The sequence below is a fragment of the Lysinibacillus irui genome (genome assembly GCF_028877475.1).
Lineage (GTDB): Bacteria > Bacillota > Bacilli > Bacillales_A > Planococcaceae > Lysinibacillus > Lysinibacillus irui.
This window is the reverse complement of record NZ_CP113527.1, coordinates 555,029-573,170: the sequence shown is the minus strand read 5'-3', so window position 1 is coordinate 573,170 and position 18,142 is coordinate 555,029. Positions and strand designations below refer to the sequence as shown.

Sequence of the window (18,142 nt, the reverse complement as noted above, 5' to 3'; positions counted from 1 at the left end):
TTTTTTCAAAAAAAGTTACACTTCTTTTAAATACTTTTCAAAAGGACTCTTTCTACTGTGACATCATATCATTGCATAGGTATTTATTACCAGATCGAACTGTGTATAAATAATTAAATTTTTACATCAAAGTAATTCTTATAATTTTTATTAATTGTCTTTCAGTGAAATTTATATATATAACCAAAACGAATCATTTTGAAAGTATAACGAAACTAGGTAGTTCACTTTCCATTGTTATTAATATCAAATGAGTATCTTCCATAAAAATCTCTATAAAACCTTAATTATAAGAAATATTACTCGTATTTGAAAAAATAAAAGCCCTGTAGAAAATTCTACAAGGCTTTTATATTAATTTGGTCATTAGTTTATAAATTTAAAGGCTTATTTATTTACTAATTTTGCAACCCATTTATTTGAATTTGTATCAAATTCAATTGTTAATTTAACATCTTGAGCTTTATATTCACCAGCATTAGCACCAGTTACTGTAATAGTTGCATCAAATGAGTATTTTCCATCTTTTGCAGTCCCAAGATTTACTGGGTTAGTAGTAGCGTCTTTAACAGTAAGTACTAATACATTAGTGCCAGCACCAGTTACAGCAACTGTTTCACCTGCAGTAGTTGATGCACTGTTTAGAATTGAACCTAATTCAATTGTTTCATTTGTTTCAGTAAATGTAAGTTTTAATTCACCAGTTGTAATATTAGATTCATCAACATTTACAGCAACTACAGGCATTGCTTTTGCAACAAGTCCAGCTATAGCAGCATTAATTGCATCAGCTTTTGCAATTTTTTGATTAACTGTTGTTTCTTGCATAGCTTTTGCAGTAGTTAAAGCTGTCCAAGTTGATGCTTTATAATCTTCTTCTTTTTTTGTTGAAGCAGCATTGATTGCATCAGCTAATTTTTTGTTAGCAGCAGCTTCAGCTTCTTGTTCTGAAGAAATTGTTACCAATAAATTGATAGCTGCATCAATAGCTGTTGTTTTTGCTTGTACTTCAGTTAAGTTACTTTCAGGCATTGCATCCGCTAAAGCTTTAGCATCTGTATATGCTTTCCAAGAAGCCGCTGTGTAATTAGATGATACTAATTTGTTAGCTTGTTGTTTTTTTGCTTCTAATGCTGTTTTTGCCTCAGCTAATTGTTCTTCTGGCGTTTTAACTACAGTTAAGCTAAGAATATTAAATTTGTATGTGCCATCAGCTTGCTTTGTAACTGTTATTTGAGCTTTTTCATTTGCTTTTACTGATTTTAAAGCAGTTACAAATTCAGTTTTATTAAGTGGTTGATTTAAATGATTGAAGTATGAACCACCATCATAGCTAACTGCATCAAATCCATCAATTTTAATTGTTTCTTTCTTTTCATCAAGTCCTGTTACATAACCAGTATGAACAGCTGGTAATTCAGATGATGAAGTAAAGCTTACAGTAACATTTTGGTTTGGTAAGCTTACTTGAGAAGCAGAAGCATTCACAGTTACATTAGAAGGAACTAAAGAAGCTACATATAGTTTAGCAAGCCCAGAAACTGCATTTACTTTTACTGTTGCAGTTGTACCAGCTTTAACTACGTTAGTTAGAGCACCACTTGCATCAGTAAAGTTAACTGGAGTTGTTTGTGCAGCATCTGCGAATAGTTTAACATCTGCGAATTGAGCAGTTACTTGGTAAGAAACTTCATAATTAGAGTTAGTAGTATGGTAGTTGAAACCATTTTGATCTACTGATTGATACTCAAATACTGCAGCATTTGCAGTTGATAATGAAGTTACTTCTTTATCAGAAGTCGCATTTTTAACTTTTAATGTAGCATTAGCAACTTTGGCATCTACAAAATAAGTAGTTTCAGCAACAGTTTGTAAATCATTTTTATCTAGTTTTGTAGAATCTGTTCCGTTTTCAACGTATACAGTTGGTTTAGCGTAAGCATCTTTTTGACCAACAACACGGAATTTCGCTTCACCTTTAGTACCTACAACTTTTACAGGGATTCTTGCACCAATTGTAGCAGCATGTGAAGTTACATTACCATCTTTATCAGTAACTAATACAGTAACAGATTTATCTTTACTTAAGTTACCATCTTCAAATGTTACATAAACAGTGCTTCCTTCAGGAGCAATTTTACCTTCTTTATCAGTAAGTGTAGCTACATAATTACGTCCACCAGCGTTAGTTTTAGAAGTTGGAGTTGAGTTATATGCTGCAGCATTTTGCTCACCTTCAGCTTTTACTGTTAAACCTAGTGTATGGCTAAGAGCAAATTTAACTGTTGGAGCAGCTGCTTGAAGAGCTGTTTCAGTATATTTACCAACTAGATTTTTAGACTCATCAACGAATACGATTGGAGTAACTGAAGCATTAGAACCAGTTAGAGTGAATGTAGCTTCACCATTGCTGTTCACTTTAACACGAACAACATTTACACCACCAGTTGTAACTTGTGATGGGTACTTAGCATTAGTTGATACGCCAGTATCGATAACTTCTACATCACGAACTAATTTGTCTGGAGCTACATCAACGTTTTCTTTGAAAGCAACGTTTACATAGTTGTAATCAACTGTGTTTGATGTACCAACATATTGAGTGTTGTATTTATCAGTTTTAATTTTGTAAACTTTTTTAGCACCGTTTGCTAAATCGTTTCCAGTTGTTGCTTCAGTAATAGTTAAGCCTTCAGCCCAGTATACTTTAGCAGATGCATATACTGAAGATTTTTCTGAAGCATAAGCAGTTACTTGGTCGTTGTACTTGTAGTAACGAGTGTAAGAGTAAGATGCAATACCCTCTTCATTAGTGTAAGCTACAACTTCGATTTTTTGGTTTAATTGGTTGTTTGTATCAGCTGCAATGTTGAATGTTACAGGGATACCAGCTTTAGATTGACCTTCTGGAACTGTAACTTGTGCAGATACAGTTGCTTCTTTACCAATTGTACCTTGTACAGATGGAGTTACCATTTTGATTGCTGTTGGGATTACAGCAGCAATACCTTTGAATTTGCCGATTTCTTCGTCTTTATAAGAAAGAACGTATTCTTTATCAGCAGTTTGAGTAGCAGTAGTTAAAACAACAACTTTTTTATTTGTTTGTTTAATAGCTGCATTTTTAACTTCTAAACCATCGATTTTGAAGTTACCAGCAGTTACGTTATCAGTATCAACTTCTTCATCGAAAGTTACTTCAACAGTTGTGCTGTTGATAGCTTTGATTGAAGCGTCAACTGGAGTTTCAGCGTCAACTAGATCAAGAGTACGAGCGAATACTACTGCGAAGTCTTGACGAGTGATTGCTGCGTTTGGTTTTAAGTTTAATTTACCGTTTTCTTCAGAACCAGTGAAGATTCCGTTAGCTACAGCTGTTTCTAGAGCAGATTTAGCCCAAGGTTTAACTTGAGAAGCGTCAGCGAATTGGCCTAGGCTTTCGCTACCTTCTAAACCGAAAGCATCTACAAGAACTTTAGCAGCTTCAGAACGAGTTAAAGATTTGTTTGGTGCGAATTCAGTTGCACTTACACCTTCGAAGATACCGTTAGCTACAACAGCAGCGATTGAGTTGTAGTACCAAGCGCCAGCTTTAACGTCTTTGAAGTTTACTTCGCCGTCAGCTTCTAATTCTAGAGCTTTCGTGAAGATTTCTGCAGCTTGTGCACGAGTTACAGTGTTAAGTGGGTTGAAGTTCCCGTTAGTATCACCTTGGATTACGCCTTTGTCAACTAAAGATTGAACTGCTTCTTTAGCGTATCCAGAGATTTTGTTATAGTCGTTTACTTGCGCAGCTGATGCTACAGGTACGATTGCTGATGCAACTAATGCAGCTGTTGCTGATGCCGCGAAGAACTTACGGCCTTTGTTTTGCTTTGCCATTAATGTATTCCTCCCTAAAATTCCTTAAATTGATATTAATCCAACGAAAACTATAGTACCGCCTAGTTACCTAAATGTATGTATTATAGCTTTCTTGAATAATACAAAACTAAAGCAAATTGGTTAGTAAATTTACTAGAAAAAGCGTAGTAGAATACCATTCTAGTAAGTTTATTCACTTTCTACAATAATATAACACTATCTTTTCCGAAATTCAAGCATTGGGACATAAATTTAGTTATAGAAGATTTTTTTACCATACCTATTATGGTATTTAATAGATACCAATATCATTCCAACTAATTATCCCCTCAATTGTATTGGTAACATATAGTTCCGTTACCTATTATACCTTACTCTCAATAATAACCAAGCATTTTCTGGAATGGTTACTAAATTGTCAAAAATTAAAGACTCCCGTAATAATTTAGTTATAATTGTAAAGAAACAGAAATATAAAAGACGTTTTTTAGCGAATTGTGCCTTCCATTCTTCTCCTTCATGAGTTTCTTCTATTATTTATGCACTCAAGCTATCTGTCCTTATGTTGTAATGATAGATTTCCTTTTTTTATGCTACACTTTTAATAGTTTGATAGAACATCATCAGCTATTGAAGGGAGCTTAAAAAATGAAACGTAAATTTCCTCTATACGGGGCAGTGCTTGCAGGTATGTTATATCTTGCACCTACTTCCGCTTCAGCAGAAGATATTTCTAAGCACTGGGCCTACAATGAAATGAACTACCTAATTACCCACGATTTAATGAAGGGCGATGAATTCGGCAATTATCGTCCGAATGATGCTGTAACTCGAGCTGAATTTGCCGCTTTTCTAGTTCGAACACTCAACTTACCAGCGGCTTCTAGTCAAGGAACCTTCTCAGATGTGAAGAAAGGTGACTGGTATTACGGAGTCATCGAGCAAGCAAGCTATCACGGTCTGATTAAAGGTGATGAGCAGGGCAAATTTAACCCGAACTCTCATATTAATCGTCAGGAAATGGCGGCTATGTTAAAAAGAGCTCTCACTTATCAAAACATCACCACATCTTCCTCCCCTATTACGTTTAGTGATAATGCTCGTATTGCCAAATGGGCCTATGCAGATGTACAAGCCGTCGTAACAACAGGGCTACTTGTCGGGAAGCCTAATAATCAATTCGCACCTCTTGCCCAAACAACTCGTGCAGAGGCAGCTACCGTGCTCTATCGTTTAATCCATATAGAAGCACCTGAAACGGGTGGTAAGCAGTACACTACGACGAACTACTCACACGATTATTCAACGGTTGTCAGTAAGCAGGCAAAGAATAATCCAAAGGTCGATGGAGCTGGTATTTTTACGGCTAGCGAGGCACTAGTGTCATACTATGTACACCCAAAAAGTTTTATGCAGGATAGCCCATCATATTATCAATTTTTAAAATTATCTACTGTGGTAAACAACCTGAATGCAAAGGAACTGAATGATAAAGTACTTGCGAATAAAGGAAGCTTAGCGGGGACAGCTGAAGCCTTTATTCAGGCGGGTGTTGATAACAACATCAATGCCATTTATTTGGTATCCCATGCCCTTCATGAAACAGCGAATGGTGGCTCTACTCTAATCAAAGGCGTTGAGGTTGGTTTAGATACAAATGGTAAACCGATGATGGTGACAGCTGAAAACCGTGATAAATTAACGGAAATCAAGAAAACATATAATGCTTACGGTATTGGCGCTATTGATGCTGATGCGAATAAATATGGTGCTGAGCGTGCCTATACAAATGGCTGGTTTACTGTTGAAGATGCCATTATTGGTGGTGCACAATTTGTAAAGGATCAGTATATTAGTAAGGGCCAGGATACGCTCTATAAAATGCGATGGAATCCAGATAATCCAACAGTCCATCAGTATGCAACACATGTAATGTGGGCAGTGATTCAGGCGAAGAAAATTTATGATATCTACGAATTAATTGGAGCTCATACGACTACCAATTTAGTGTTTGATGTGCCAGCTTATCAAAGTCAGTCTTCTGCCCCATCCTTACCGAGCCCTTCGAAGCAATATGCGCTAGATCCAGGCTTAGCTGGGGCTACTGGAAAGGCAACGATCAATCTTAATATGAGAACGTACCCGACTACGACGGATAATGCTTCAATTATTACGAATTTGCCGAAGGATACATCCTTCAAGGTACTTGGCGAAAATGGTGGTTGGTTGAAAGTAAATGTTAACGGCCAAGAGGGCTGGGTCTTTGATGATTATGTAAGCCTTGAAAATGGTCTACAAATTGTCAACATGACTATTACCCTCAATGTTAGAAGTGAGCCATCTACTACAAGTACAATTTTAGGGACAGTTAAACCGAATGGCTTTATTATCGGTGCTGTCGATGATAAGGGTGAATTCATTAAAAAGGATGCCTGGTATCAGGTGATCTACAATGGAAAAACAGGCTGGGTGCATGGCGATTATATTGTAAAAAAATAATTCGATTGTGAAGAGTGCGATATGGTTTCGCACTCTTTTTAAGCTATTTTTTCGTTCAACGTTTTTACCACTATATAATAGAAGAAACTCGAAATTTTAGGGAATGGATATCAAATTTTTCTCCTAAAATTTAGTGGGAATTTAGGCATATCTTGATAACGAAATTTTATTTTAAGCACTAGGTTCTTTCCCTCTATGACTATTGACATTCTTTTCGCCTTCCATTCATTTGTCCTTGATATACCCCCATTCATCACCGTTAAACCCTTCACGAAAATTTCCTGTCAATATTGCTTTTATGGTATGATAGATTGCAGTGAAAAAGGAATTACAGAAAGGTTTGAACACTATATGAGGCATGTAACGATTATGGGCGTACCCTTTTTACATATTGGTCAGCAAGGGTTTGTAGATTTACTCGTTAATCGTATTGAACAGCAAGAAAAAACTTTCGTTGTGACAGCCAATCCAGAAGTTGTCATGCAGGCAAATGAGAACCCTACTGTGATGAGTTATTTACAGCAGGCAACTTATATTTGTGCGGATGGCATCGGTGTCGTGAAAGCTGCACAAATACTGGGAGATTCACTTCCTGAACGTGTAACAGGCTATGATACGATGGTACGACTGCTGGAAGTTGGTCAGCAAAAGCGTTTTAAAATTTATTTATTAGGTGCACAAAAAGAAACAATTGAAAAGACCGTTGCCAATATTAATAAAAACTATCCGAATGTGGATGTTGTTGGCTACCATGATGGCTACTTTGATTGGAATAACAATGATTTTGCCAATGAAATTGCTACACTACAGCCTGATCTTGTGTTTGTAGCGTTAGGTGTACCAAGACAGGAAAAATGGATTACTGAAAATCTTGAGAAGTTCTCAAAGGGCGTATTTATTGGCGTAGGCGGTTCCTTTGATGTTATTGCAGGTACTGTTAAGCGTGCGCCCGTTATTTGGCAAAAGCTTAACCTTGAATGGCTCTATCGACTGCTGCGCCAGCCAAGCCGTTTTGGTAGAATGCTTGTGCTTCCTCGCTTTGCTTTAAAGGTTTTCGCATTAAAGCTTAAAGGTCAGGGCAAAACAAAATGAGTCAGTCAACATTTGTTAAAAGTACACTGATCTTAACCATTGCAACATTACTTTCGAAAGTAATCGGCAGTATTTTCCGTATACCGCTTCAAAATATTGCGGGTGATGAAGTACTTGGTATTTTCAGTCTTGTCTATCCTGTCTATATGGTGGCACTGTATCTATCCGTTGCGGGTATCCCAATCGCTATTTCTAAGCTGATTGCGGAAGCTAGAACGAGTCAAGATACTGCCAAAATTAAGAAAATTTACGTGACGGCAAGAATCCTTGCACTATCCTTTGGCGTCATTAGTTTTACAATCATTTATAGCTTTTCAGAGCAAATAGCGAATGCACTCGGTGGCCCTTCAACAGAGATTGCGCTAATCATTGTTGCCCTGACATTACTTGTTGCTCCCTATATGGCTGTCTATCGAGGATTTTTCCAAGGCTTCGGAGATATGCGACCTACTGCCATCTCTCAGGTGATTGAGCAGTTAGTACGGGTTGCGTTAATTTTAATTGTTGCGTATTTCCTAGTTGCGATGGATTATTCAAATGACATTGTCGCAGGTGGCATTATGGCCGGCTCTGTTCTTGGTGCACTCGGTTCACTTTTCTATTTACTCTTTAAATATTTCCGTTCTTCGGTAAAAGTGACGAGCAAGGAGAAATATTCAGGTAAGGATTTCTCCACATATAGTAAAACGATTTTAAAAATCTCGATTCCGATTGCGATTGGTTCTGTTACAATGGCACTCTTTAACTTTGTTGATTCTTTTACGGTCACATATGGATTGAGAAATGCTGGAGCAGATGCGAGTGAAATTAGCTACCTGTACGGGATTTATGGACGAGGACTGACATTAGTTCAAATTACGACTGTTTTTGCTTCTTCCATTATCTTGCCATTGGTGCCACTTATTACAACAAAGCTTGCAGAGCGTAAATTGGATGAAACTCGTGGCATTATTGAACAAACACATCGTATGACACATCTTATTTCATGGCCAGCTGCGATCGGTTTGCTAGCCTTAACCTTGCCTTTAAATCTAGCACTTTTCAAAGACTTAGAGGGAAGCTTAATGTTAGCGATCATTAACCTAAGCTCTGTCTTTACTTCCCTGACATTGCTAGGAACGGGTATTTTACAGGGAATGAATGCTGCCAAGGCAGGCGCCCTCATTATTTTGAGCGGTGTTGTGCTGAAGATATTTTCTAACATCTTCTTTATTCAAGCATTCGGCTTAGATGGCGCTGCCTATGCAACTTTGCTTGTGTATTTTGTGTTATTTATTGTGAATTCTGTCTTTATTTATCGTACGATTCGCTTCACTGTCCTTGGAAAAAATACGGTGAAAATGATTGTGGCTTCGATCGTTATGGGGGCAGCAGTTGGATTACCAACACTTTGGCTTGATTTTACACAGTGGTCAAGAATGGCGGCAATGGGTTATTTAACAGTTGCCATTATCGTTGGAGGAGTTCTTTACTTCCTGCTACTATGGCTAATGAAAGCTATTCATAAACAAGATTTAAAGAAAATCCCTGTTATCGGAAAAAGATTTTCATAAATAAGAGAGGTAGGACACTTATGTCGAAACAGAAATGGCTTTGGGGAATCATTGTTCTTTTACTCGTCGTTTCCTCTACAGGTATTATGATGAGGTGGAATGCTGAGCAATCAAATGATGCTTATGAAATTGTCATTCCTTATGATGAAATACAAACCGCAGATAAAAATAGCGATTTAACAATGGATGAGATTCTTTCCTCTTTAAAGAAGGCTGGACTTAATACAGTAAGTCTAGAGCCTTTAACATTAAAGGAAATGGAAAAACAAAATTTAATTACAATTTATGAAGAAAACGAATTAGCAGCACAATTATTGTTTACACCTTATAAAGATGCTGTTGATATTGCAAAGAGTGGCTACTATATTCGAGTGCCTGACAATGAAAGCTACCGAAAGCTTATCATGGATAGCATGGAACCAGAAGAAGTGCAAATCGGAGATGAAGCTTTTTATTTCCTTCCAACTTCGAACCATAACTTTGATTTAAAAACACCAATTGGCTACGATCAGCCCGCTATTGACATGATTAGTAAGCATGGACTAGCTCATATCTTTAAAGTAGAAAATGCAGATAATGAAGTTGCTAACAAAAAGTTAGTTGATCAATTACTAGCCTTAAAGGAAACTTCTGCTGGCCGCTTGCTTGGCCAAGGTGACGAAGCAATTGGCTTTGGACAAGAAAAAGGCAATCAATTAGTTGAAAAATTAAGTGATGCTGGCTATTACTTCTATACAATTGAAAGTAACCCACTTAAAGGCGAGAGTAAAATCGCCCAAATGACCGATTATGATATGATTCGTTTGCACAGTATCAACGTCAACAAAGAGACAAAATTAAAGTTAAATGCAAGTATCGACCGCACAACGCGAGCTGTCAAAGAGCGTAATATTCGCTCGATTTTCTATCATATTAAAACATCTGGCAATGCCAAAGAAAATGTAGAAGAAACAATTGACTACTTAAATGGTGTTCATGACGCCATGCCAGATCATTTCCAACCTGGCGAGCCAAAACTGTTTGATAAAGTAGCTGTACCAGCATGGGTTACTGCTGCCGTATTATTAGCAGGTATTTTATTTACCTTTATCGTTTCAGAATTAGTTAAATGGATGCCTCTACGTATTGCGGCAGCTGGATTTATGGCGGTTTTAGCCATTGCGTACTTTATCCTGAAAAGTACCCTATTCTTACAAGCATTTGCACTCATTATTGCAGTCCTAGCACCTACCTATGCCGTCATTAAATCGGCACAAGGTTCTACGAAAATGTCTAAAATACTTGTGCAATACTTGAAGGCAGTAGCGATTAGCCTTATCGGAATTGTCATTGTTATTGGCTTATTAAATGGCAATGCCTTTATGACAGGCTTTGCTACGTTCAAAGGCGTGAAGCTCGTTTATCTGATTCCAATTATGGGCGTCTTACTATTTACATTAATTGAGATCAACCGATTAGCTGATCAAAACATTAAAAAGTCGTTATCTAATACCGTAACTTTGTTAAATAAAGAATTAAAATATTGGCATGTGCTACTACTAATTGTGGTGGCTGGTATCGGATTATTTTACATTAGCAGAACGGGTAACTCTGGCTCAGTTAGTGATTTAGAATTAGCGTTTAGACAATGGTTAGAAAATACTTTATATGTACGACCAAGAACGAAAGAATTCTTAATTGGTTTCCCATTCTTTGTATTAGCGTTATATGTAATGGGCATCAACCGCAAATGGGGTAGCATCCTACTTGTACCAGGTGTCATTGGATTCTTATCTATTGTGAATACTTTTACACACTTACACATTCCTGTAGCTGTTTCAGTATTACGTACTTTATACAGCGTATCTCTTGGCTTTGTAATTGGATTAGTATTTATCTTTATCTTTAAAATTGGTTATCGTTGGGTTTCTAAGGCAATCGCGAGGTGGTCATAATGCACGTTGTTTTATCTGGCTATTATGGATTTGATAATGTCGGTGATGATGCTATTCTGCTGTCCATTATCCAATCTTTAAAGAAATGGCAGAGTGATATTGAGATCACAGTATTATCGAATAACCCAGCAGCTACTGAGCAAACATACGGTGTCAAAGCCGTTAATCGTTGGAAGATGAAAGAAATTCGCCAACTGCTGAAAACGGCTGATGGACTTATTAGCGGCGGCGGTAGTCTTATGCAGGATCAGACAGGAATGAAAACCATTCCTTACTATGCAGGTGTTATTCAAATCGCCAAATGGTTGAAGAAGCCAGTATTTGTTTACGCCCAAGGTATGGGGCCGATCAATCACCCACTAAGTAAATTCATTGTTCGTAAAGTCTTTAATAAGGTCGAGCAAATTACAGTAAGAGATAAAGCCTCTCAAGCGCTTTTAACTGAGATTGGTGTGCGCAAAGAGACAACGATTGTACCAGATCCTGTTATGGGGCTTAATGGTAGTGACTTTCGTTGTGATTGGCTAGAAAAGGTTGCCTTAGCACCTAAAAGCTATATCGCTGTCAGTGTTCGTGACTGGCCATCAACAGTAGCGTACAAAGAAAAAATTGCTCACAGCCTAGACGAATTAGCGCGTCAAGGTGAGCAAATTGTCTTCTTACCGATGCATGGTGAGCATGATTTTGTAACTTCACAGGAAGTAGCAGGGCTGATGAAAGAAACGAGTATAACTGCTCCTGCTGAATTATCGATTGAGGAGAAAATTGCCGTGATTGGACAATCCCAATTATTAATTGGAATGCGTCTACATTCCTTAATTTTCTCTGCCATTTACGCGACACCTTTTATTGCGGTTTCATACGATCCAAAAATCGATGCATTTGCTGACATTGTCGGCCAACCCGTTGTTGGACATGTTGAAGTAGATAATTGGAATGGTGTAACATTATTTGAACAAGCTGTCTCAATCCTTGAATCTTATACAACGGTTCAAGAAAACATGCGTCAGGCCGTTCTACCTTTACAAACTGAAGCAACAGCAACCGCTAAATTAGCACTCGAAGCTTTTGCAAAATAAACATTAAAAAATGATGAATTTCAAAAGTAATTGAAATTCATCATTTTTTTCCGACTTCTAATAATTTTAAAATGGATTGTGCTTGTTGCATATGCATGGCCAAAACATATTGACTTGCCTGCATTAAAATCTGGGCCTTAACCATATTCATCATCTCTTTCGCAATATCTGCATCCCGAATTCGGGACTCAGCTGCTTGTAAATTCTCTGCGGTGTTAACATTAGCATTGTAGGCATGCTCCAAACGGTTTTGGTAAGCACCTAAACGAGATCGTTCAGTGGAAACTCGCTTTAAAGCATCATCCATGGAAGAAATAGCTTGATCCGCTTCCTCACGAGTAGCAATCGAAACGTCCTTCAAGCCAAGTGCTTCAGACCCCATTCCATTGATAAATAATTCAATATGCTGCCCAGCATTAGCCCCTGCCTGAATTTTAATACCATCTTTTTCATGATCTCCATTTAGTAATGTCTTCGTATTAAACTCTGTATCCGAAGATATACGCTGAATTTCCTTCTTTAATTCTTGAAATTCCAAATCTAGCTGTTGACGATCCTCATCCGTTAGCGTATCATTTGCCGCCTCCACTGCTAGCTCGCGCATACGCTGAATCATCGCATGAGTTTCATTCAATGCCCCCTCTGCTGTCTGCACAAGAGAAATGCCATCCTGTATATTTTTAGCCGCCATATTCAAGCCCCGAATTTGAGCTCGCATCTTCTCAGAAATCGCCAATCCTGCTGGATCATCCGCCGCACTATTAATTCGATAGCCTGAAGAAATACGTAGCATCGCCTTACTCATCGCTCCATAATGCCGATTCATATTATTGAGGATCGACATCCCTGTAGCTGACCACTTCCCAAGCATGATATCACCACCTTATTGTCATTTATATCGGTTTATCCTTTATACTATTAATCAATTATTTGGTAATTGTTTCTAATATTTTAATTATTTTTTACAATTTATAGTTGTACATCCATAGATTCAACACTCCGCTAGTCAGAGCGCAATTATATAATGAGAAATAAAAGCACCTGCTTCTCATTTATGAAAAGTAGGTGCTTACTGGCGGTTCCATCTATTCAATTTTGAACCCTCCAAGTTGATGGTTCTTTTGCTGTAGAAGTTCGAAAAAGAGTGCTTTATCGTTTTCTAATAATGCTTGATCGATTAAATGATCGTAATTTTTCTCCTCTAGCTCTGCGATAAGCTGATCAATCTCGCCAACCGTTACTGTAGACACCATTGGGATCTGTTGCTTCGGCGTAGCGCTTTCAAGTATTGGTGCTAGATGTTCATGAACATTGGTAATGAGCAGTAGTTGATAAAGTGGTAATCGGATAAAACGATTCCCTTTTTGGAACACAAATACCTCAGATAAATTTTCAATTTGCTGTGTCTTCATGTTGATAATCATCTCTTTACCTTCTATGGGAATGAAATGGAAAATCTCATTCTCTTTTAAAATAGAGAAATATTGATAAGCAAATACGAGACGTAATTTGTCTCCAGTAATTTTTGTATAAAACGGCTTCATGTATTGAACTTGCATCATCCTTCATCCCTCCCTAGTTATCTGATTATTCAGATTTTAACACAAATCAAAAGCCTTGTTAACTATCTTTCTTTCCTTTTTTTCTTTCTGATCATTCAGCTTATCATTACTGCATTTTAATCGTATAATGGAAGGACAGTCTTTTTTTCCTTTTTTACAACTCACAATGTTAAACATAGCCATACATGATGAAAGGAGTGAGGTTATGGCATTGTCTATCTCGCAATTAGCTAAGGAACATCAAGCATTTGTACTGACTAAATTAAAAGAAGCTGAACAAGCGTTACATCCTTCCTCTACGGAAGATGAAGAACTAGTGCGTCGTGCTGTCTTTTCTGTAAGAAATAAATCCATTGTTTTTGAACGTTTTAATGGAGCAAGTTCTATATTATATGCAAGTGTTCAGGATGTCAGACCCGCTTATGTTGAAATTGATTTTTCCAAAGAAGAGCTATATTGTAGCTGTCCACAAACAAAATGGTGCCGACATCAGGTTGGTGCACTACTCGCTCTCTACCAATATTTTGATTCCGTTCAAAATTGGTCGGGTGCTTGGCGCGCTCAAAAATCTGTTCAGTTAAAATCTTTAGCTGATGAACGTAGCCCTCAAAGCTGGGCAACCATGGTCGATGAGGTAATGAAGCGCTTATTACCACCTGGCAGAGTATTAGAAGGCTACGGTCTCTCTGCGGTTAGAACAGATGCATTAGAGCGTCTTCGTCGACATATGCCCTTTGAGCGTGAATGGCAACCCCTTTATAAGCTCTTTATGGAGTTGGCCATTTTTAATACAATATGGCGACATTTAAATGAAACACCTGGACATTCGTTAGATACACCTTATATGAAGTACTTTATCGAGCAAAGTACCCAATCATTTGAGAGCATCCTCACAGAGCTCACGAATCGATCTCGACTTTTTGCGACGGACCCATTTTATGATGGCATTCAATTGCTCATAAGAGAATTTTTATTAGAACGACAAGGGCTGTTCGCCAATCGACTTCGTCTATACATGCTGCTTTGGGCAGTGCTTTTTTATGAGAAGCCTCGACGTGAACAGGAATTAGATTATTTAAATAATCTTGAAAACCCGTCTGCTGAAATCTCTTTGCAATCATTAAGGCTATTATTTTATGTGCTTTTACAAAAAGAGGAGTTACTACTCGAAAGTTTGGCACAAATTTCTTTACCGCAAATGCAGGATTTATTTGAACTGGCTACTTTTGCTCAACGTGCGGGCGAATCTAATTCATTAGCAGTCATTTTGCGATCAATGCTCCCATTGACAGGAACGTTTCTACAGGATGTCGTACCTGTTGTTCAGCGAGCACAATACGTAAGGCAGTTTCAACTTTTGTTCGATGATATTCAGCTGACTGACGAAGAAGAAGCAACGCTATACAGTGCCTTTGGTGTATATGGGCTTCAGCCGTTCTCAAACTTTCTAATAAAAAAAGGTCGTTACCGCGAGTGGGCTGCTCTCCATCAATTAAACCCTTCGTCCTTATCTTACTTAGAAATGTGTGGATTAAAGGATGTATTACAAATTGAACCTGCTACTGTTTTACCTTTATATCATGTCTATGCAATGGCCGAAATTGCACAGAAATCTCGTATGAATTATAAGCAGGCTGTGCGTATTTGGAAAAGTATGCGGAGTGCTGCAAAACGAGCTGGCAAAACGGCTTATTTTGAAACATACATGCAAACGATTCGTGCAGAATATAAACGACTACGTGCGTTACAAGAAGAAATTGAGAAAGGAAACTTAGTATGATGACAACAAATGCTCCTTCCCCTTTTTCCAAAACACAACAGCTCCGTATTGATGTAGCTCGGGAAGGATATTTTACGTTGCAGGGTTTTACTGCAAATGGTTCAACAATCGACGTAGATACATTAATTTCTTCGCTATTCTTTACTTATGAAGCAAATATCTATGGTTTATTAACAAATCGAGCTGATTTTACGATTGAAGTTTCTACTGCTGAGTTACTTGATATTTTTTCATCAAGCTTCCAGCATCCCTTTATCAGTTGGCTAGGTGCAAATGAAGAAAGTCAAGCTTGGCTAGAGAAGGTATTGGCTTTACAAGAATACTGGCATGAGCCATCACTTTGGTCATACGCTGTCATTGCAGAAGATTTTTCTTCACTAACCTTTCCTATTGAGGACATAGATACAGCTTTATTAGAAACAGCCGTCCAGCAAAAGCTGGCTCAAGTTGGGTTAATAATAGCTGATTTACCAAAGCTACTACCCTTTTTCTTGCGTGGTGGCTGGCCATTAGATCAGACGCGTCAAACTGGAGGAATATCCGTTTCTTTACGCTTAAGTGAACCCGAGGAGGATTCCGATGTTTGGTTATTAGAAACAGTCCTAAGCACTGCAACAACCAAAAACTACTGGACCCCTGCTATTCGTAAGCAATTCTTACCTATAGAGGATGCACTTCCTGCAAAATGGCGAATGTTTGCAACTGAAATTCAGCAGCAACAACAGCAAATAGCAGATTTACTTTCTAACGATGATATCAGCAGTGATACTTTTATACGGGTGACCCTAGAAGATCCAGAAGTGCGATTATTTTTACGCGAAGACCTCGCTAGATTACAGGCACTTGGTTTCGATGTTGTCCTACCTGCCTGGTTAAAGGACCTAAAGCAATCCAAAATACGTGTCCGTGTAGCAACTAGCAATGTCTCAACGAAAAAAGTGGCTGGATTAGATGATATTTTAACATTTAAATGGCAATTCTCTATGAACGGTCAAACAATTTCTGCTGAGCAATTTAAAAAGCTAGTGGATGAGAAACGTGAATTTATTCGCATTGGTACTGAATGGTTCCGAGTTGACGCCCATTGGATGCAAGAAATGCGTACATTAATGCAGCAGGCAGAAGATGAAAGTTGGACTGTACGAGAATTGTTATTTAGAGAATTGCCAGAGGACTTGACTACACCTCTTGAAGAGGAAGATGCTGATGATGCCATGAGAGACGATCCTATCTTCGCCTTGGAAATACAACAATCATTAAAAGCGTATATGGAACAGCTTTTGGAGAAGAAAGGTTTGCCCGCTGTACCGATTCCATCTTCTTTACAAACCGAATTACGCCCCTATCAACTAGAAGGCTTTGAATGGTTAGTCTTTATGCGCCAACAAGGTTTTGGGGCGTGTCTAGCAGATGATATGGGTCTTGGTAAAACGGTCCAATTAATTACCTACTTACTTCATATTTATGAGGAAGCAGATGATTACAAAAAGCCGTCCATTATTATTTGTCCAACATCCGTGCTTGGTAACTGGCAAAAAGAGCTCGCCCGATTTGCACCTTCCCTAAATGTGCATACGCATTATCAGACCAATCGAGCAAAGGATGAAGATTTTACACAATTAGTGGCAATAGAAAAGCCACATGTTATTTTATCAACCTATGGTACGGTGTCACAGGATACTGAGTTTTTACAAAATATTGATTGGGCAACGGTTGTACTCGATGAAGCTCAAAATATAAAAAATATGCAGACATTACAATCAAAAGCCATTCGTAAGTTACTCGGAGACCATCACATTGCTTTAACTGGAACACCTGTAGAAAACCGTTTATCTGAGCTATGGGCTATATTTGACTTTATTCATAAGGGTTATTTAGGTAGCTTTGGTCGCTTCAATGAGGAATTTATTTTGCCTATTGAACGAGATGAATCTGAATCTCATAAGCAAAAGCTACGAGCTAAAATTCAGCCATTCTTATTACGACGTACAAAACGCGATCCACATTTACAGCTGAACTTACCAGATAAGCTAGAAACAAACGAGTATTGCCCATTAACCGCTGAGCAAGCTTCTCTCTATGAAGGCTATATTTTAGAGACGCTTGATCAGCTAGAGCAGTTAACAGGCTTTCAGAAAAAGGGACGCGTCTTAAAGATGCTTAGTAAATTAAAGCAACTATGTAATCATCCTGCCTTATATTTAAAGGAACCTTTCGAGGATGCCGAAACAATGCTTGCACGTTCAACCAAGCTAGAACGCATTGTACAAATGGCAGCTGAAATTGTGGACAATGGGGAGCAATGTCTCATCTTTACACAATATATCGGAATGGGACAATTGCTACAGCATTGCTTAAGTGAATTAATCAATGTTGACGCACCGTTTTTAACCGGTGCCATGCCTAAGCAGCAGCGTGACCGCTTAGTGGAGGCTTTTCAGGCAGGAGATTTCCCTATATTTATTCTCTCTTTAAAAGCTGGTGGTACCGGACTAAATTTAACAGCAGCTAGCCATGTATTACATGCTGATCGTTGGTGGAATCCAGCTGTCGAAAATCAAGCGACAGACCGTGCTTATCGCATTGGGCAAACACAATTTGTGCAAGTCCATAAATTTGTAACAATCGGCACAATTGAAGAAAAAATAGACAAAATGCTTGTGCAGAAATCTGCATTATCCGAAGAACTTATTCAATCAAGCCAGTGGTTAACAGAATTGGAAGACCAAGAACTTCGTGATTTAATAACACTAGATATATACTAATTAGATGCGCCAAG

At 38.1% G+C, this 18,142-nt stretch carries 10 protein-coding genes; 7 read left to right on the top strand and 3 right to left on the bottom strand.

The window, feature by feature from the left end:
- Positions 1-387 precede the first annotated feature (387 nt).
- Complete coding sequence (locus OU989_RS02760; protein ID WP_274795589.1) at positions 388-3,882, bottom strand: S-layer homology domain-containing protein; 3,495 nt, start codon at positions 3,880-3,882, stop codon at positions 388-390.
- Between the two features lie 630 nt (positions 3,883-4,512).
- Here OU989_RS02760 and OU989_RS02755 point away from each other — a divergent pair.
- The 5 genes from OU989_RS02755 to csaB all read left to right on the top strand — a co-directional run bounded on the left by OU989_RS02755 (position 4,513) and on the right by csaB (position 12,021).
- Entirely contained in the window at positions 4,513-6,363 is a 1,851-nt protein-coding gene (locus OU989_RS02755) for an S-layer homology domain-containing protein (protein WP_274795588.1), read from the top strand.
- Between the two features lie 369 nt (positions 6,364-6,732).
- Positions 6,733-7,455 (top strand): WecB/TagA/CpsF family glycosyltransferase, encoded by a 723-nt coding sequence (locus OU989_RS02750; protein ID WP_274797264.1) that lies wholly within the window; start codon positions 6,733-6,735, stop codon positions 7,453-7,455.
- Positions 7,452-9,008 (top strand): putative polysaccharide biosynthesis protein, encoded by a 1,557-nt coding sequence (locus OU989_RS02745; RefSeq protein WP_274795587.1) that lies wholly within the window; start codon positions 7,452-7,454, stop codon positions 9,006-9,008. Before OU989_RS02750 ends, OU989_RS02745 begins: the two co-directional genes overlap by 4 nt.
- 20 nt (positions 9,009-9,028) lie before the next feature.
- Complete coding sequence (locus OU989_RS02740) at positions 9,029-10,942, top strand: DUF5693 family protein (protein ID WP_274795586.1); 1,914 nt, start codon at positions 9,029-9,031, stop codon at positions 10,940-10,942.
- Positions 10,942-12,021 (top strand): polysaccharide pyruvyl transferase CsaB, encoded by a 1,080-nt coding sequence (gene csaB / locus OU989_RS02735; RefSeq protein WP_274795584.1) that lies wholly within the window; start codon positions 10,942-10,944, stop codon positions 12,019-12,021. Before OU989_RS02740 ends, csaB begins: the two co-directional genes overlap by 1 nt.
- 40 nt (positions 12,022-12,061) lie before the next feature.
- On the opposite strand, the gene OU989_RS02730 is transcribed toward csaB, so the two are convergent.
- Both OU989_RS02730 and OU989_RS02725 read right to left on the bottom strand, forming a co-directional pair.
- Complete coding sequence (locus tag OU989_RS02730) at positions 12,062-12,892, bottom strand: flagellin N-terminal helical domain-containing protein (protein ID WP_274795583.1); 831 nt, start codon at positions 12,890-12,892, stop codon at positions 12,062-12,064.
- 214 nt (positions 12,893-13,106) lie between these two features.
- Positions 13,107-13,583: a transcriptional regulator gene (locus tag OU989_RS02725; RefSeq protein WP_274795582.1), complete on the bottom strand. Its 477-nt coding sequence runs from the start codon at positions 13,581-13,583 to the stop codon at positions 13,107-13,109.
- A gap of 205 nt (positions 13,584-13,788) precedes the next feature.
- On the opposite strand from OU989_RS02725, the gene OU989_RS02720 reads away from it, so the two are divergent.
- Both OU989_RS02720 and OU989_RS02715 read left to right on the top strand, forming a co-directional pair.
- Entirely contained in the window at positions 13,789-15,363 is a 1,575-nt protein-coding gene (locus OU989_RS02720; RefSeq protein WP_274795581.1) for a hypothetical protein, read from the top strand.
- On the top strand, positions 15,360-18,128 hold the full coding sequence (locus tag OU989_RS02715) for a DEAD/DEAH box helicase (protein WP_274795580.1): 2,769 nt from the start codon (positions 15,360-15,362) through the stop codon (positions 18,126-18,128). The genes OU989_RS02720 and OU989_RS02715 overlap by 4 nt, the downstream gene beginning before the upstream one ends.
- Positions 18,129-18,142: the final 14 nt, after the last annotated feature.

Bases quoted from the DNA above. Each gene is read 5' to 3' on its own strand.
- OU989_RS02725 (WP_274795582.1), bottom strand. From the start codon at position 13,583: ATGATGCAAGTTCAATACATGAAGCCGTTTTATACAAAAATTACTGGA.
- OU989_RS02750 (WP_274797264.1), top strand. From the start codon at position 6,733: ATGGGCGTACCCTTTTTACATATTGGTCAGCAAGGGTTTGTAGATTTA.
- OU989_RS02745 (WP_274795587.1), top strand. From the start codon at position 7,452: ATGAGTCAGTCAACATTTGTTAAAAGTACACTGATCTTAACCATTGCA.
- OU989_RS02715 (WP_274795580.1), top strand. From the start codon at position 15,360: ATGATGACAACAAATGCTCCTTCCCCTTTTTCCAAAACACAACAGCTC.
- OU989_RS02740 (WP_274795586.1), top strand. From the start codon at position 9,029: ATGTCGAAACAGAAATGGCTTTGGGGAATCATTGTTCTTTTACTCGTC.
- OU989_RS02760 (WP_274795589.1), bottom strand. From the start codon at position 3,882: ATGGCAAAGCAAAACAAAGGCCGTAAGTTCTTCGCGGCATCAGCAACA.
- OU989_RS02730 (WP_274795583.1), bottom strand. From the start codon at position 12,892: ATGCTTGGGAAGTGGTCAGCTACAGGGATGTCGATCCTCAATAATATG.
- csaB (WP_274795584.1), top strand. From the start codon at position 10,942: ATGCACGTTGTTTTATCTGGCTATTATGGATTTGATAATGTCGGTGAT.
- OU989_RS02720 (WP_274795581.1), top strand. From the start codon at position 13,789: ATGGCATTGTCTATCTCGCAATTAGCTAAGGAACATCAAGCATTTGTA.
- OU989_RS02755 (WP_274795588.1), top strand. From the start codon at position 4,513: ATGAAACGTAAATTTCCTCTATACGGGGCAGTGCTTGCAGGTATGTTA.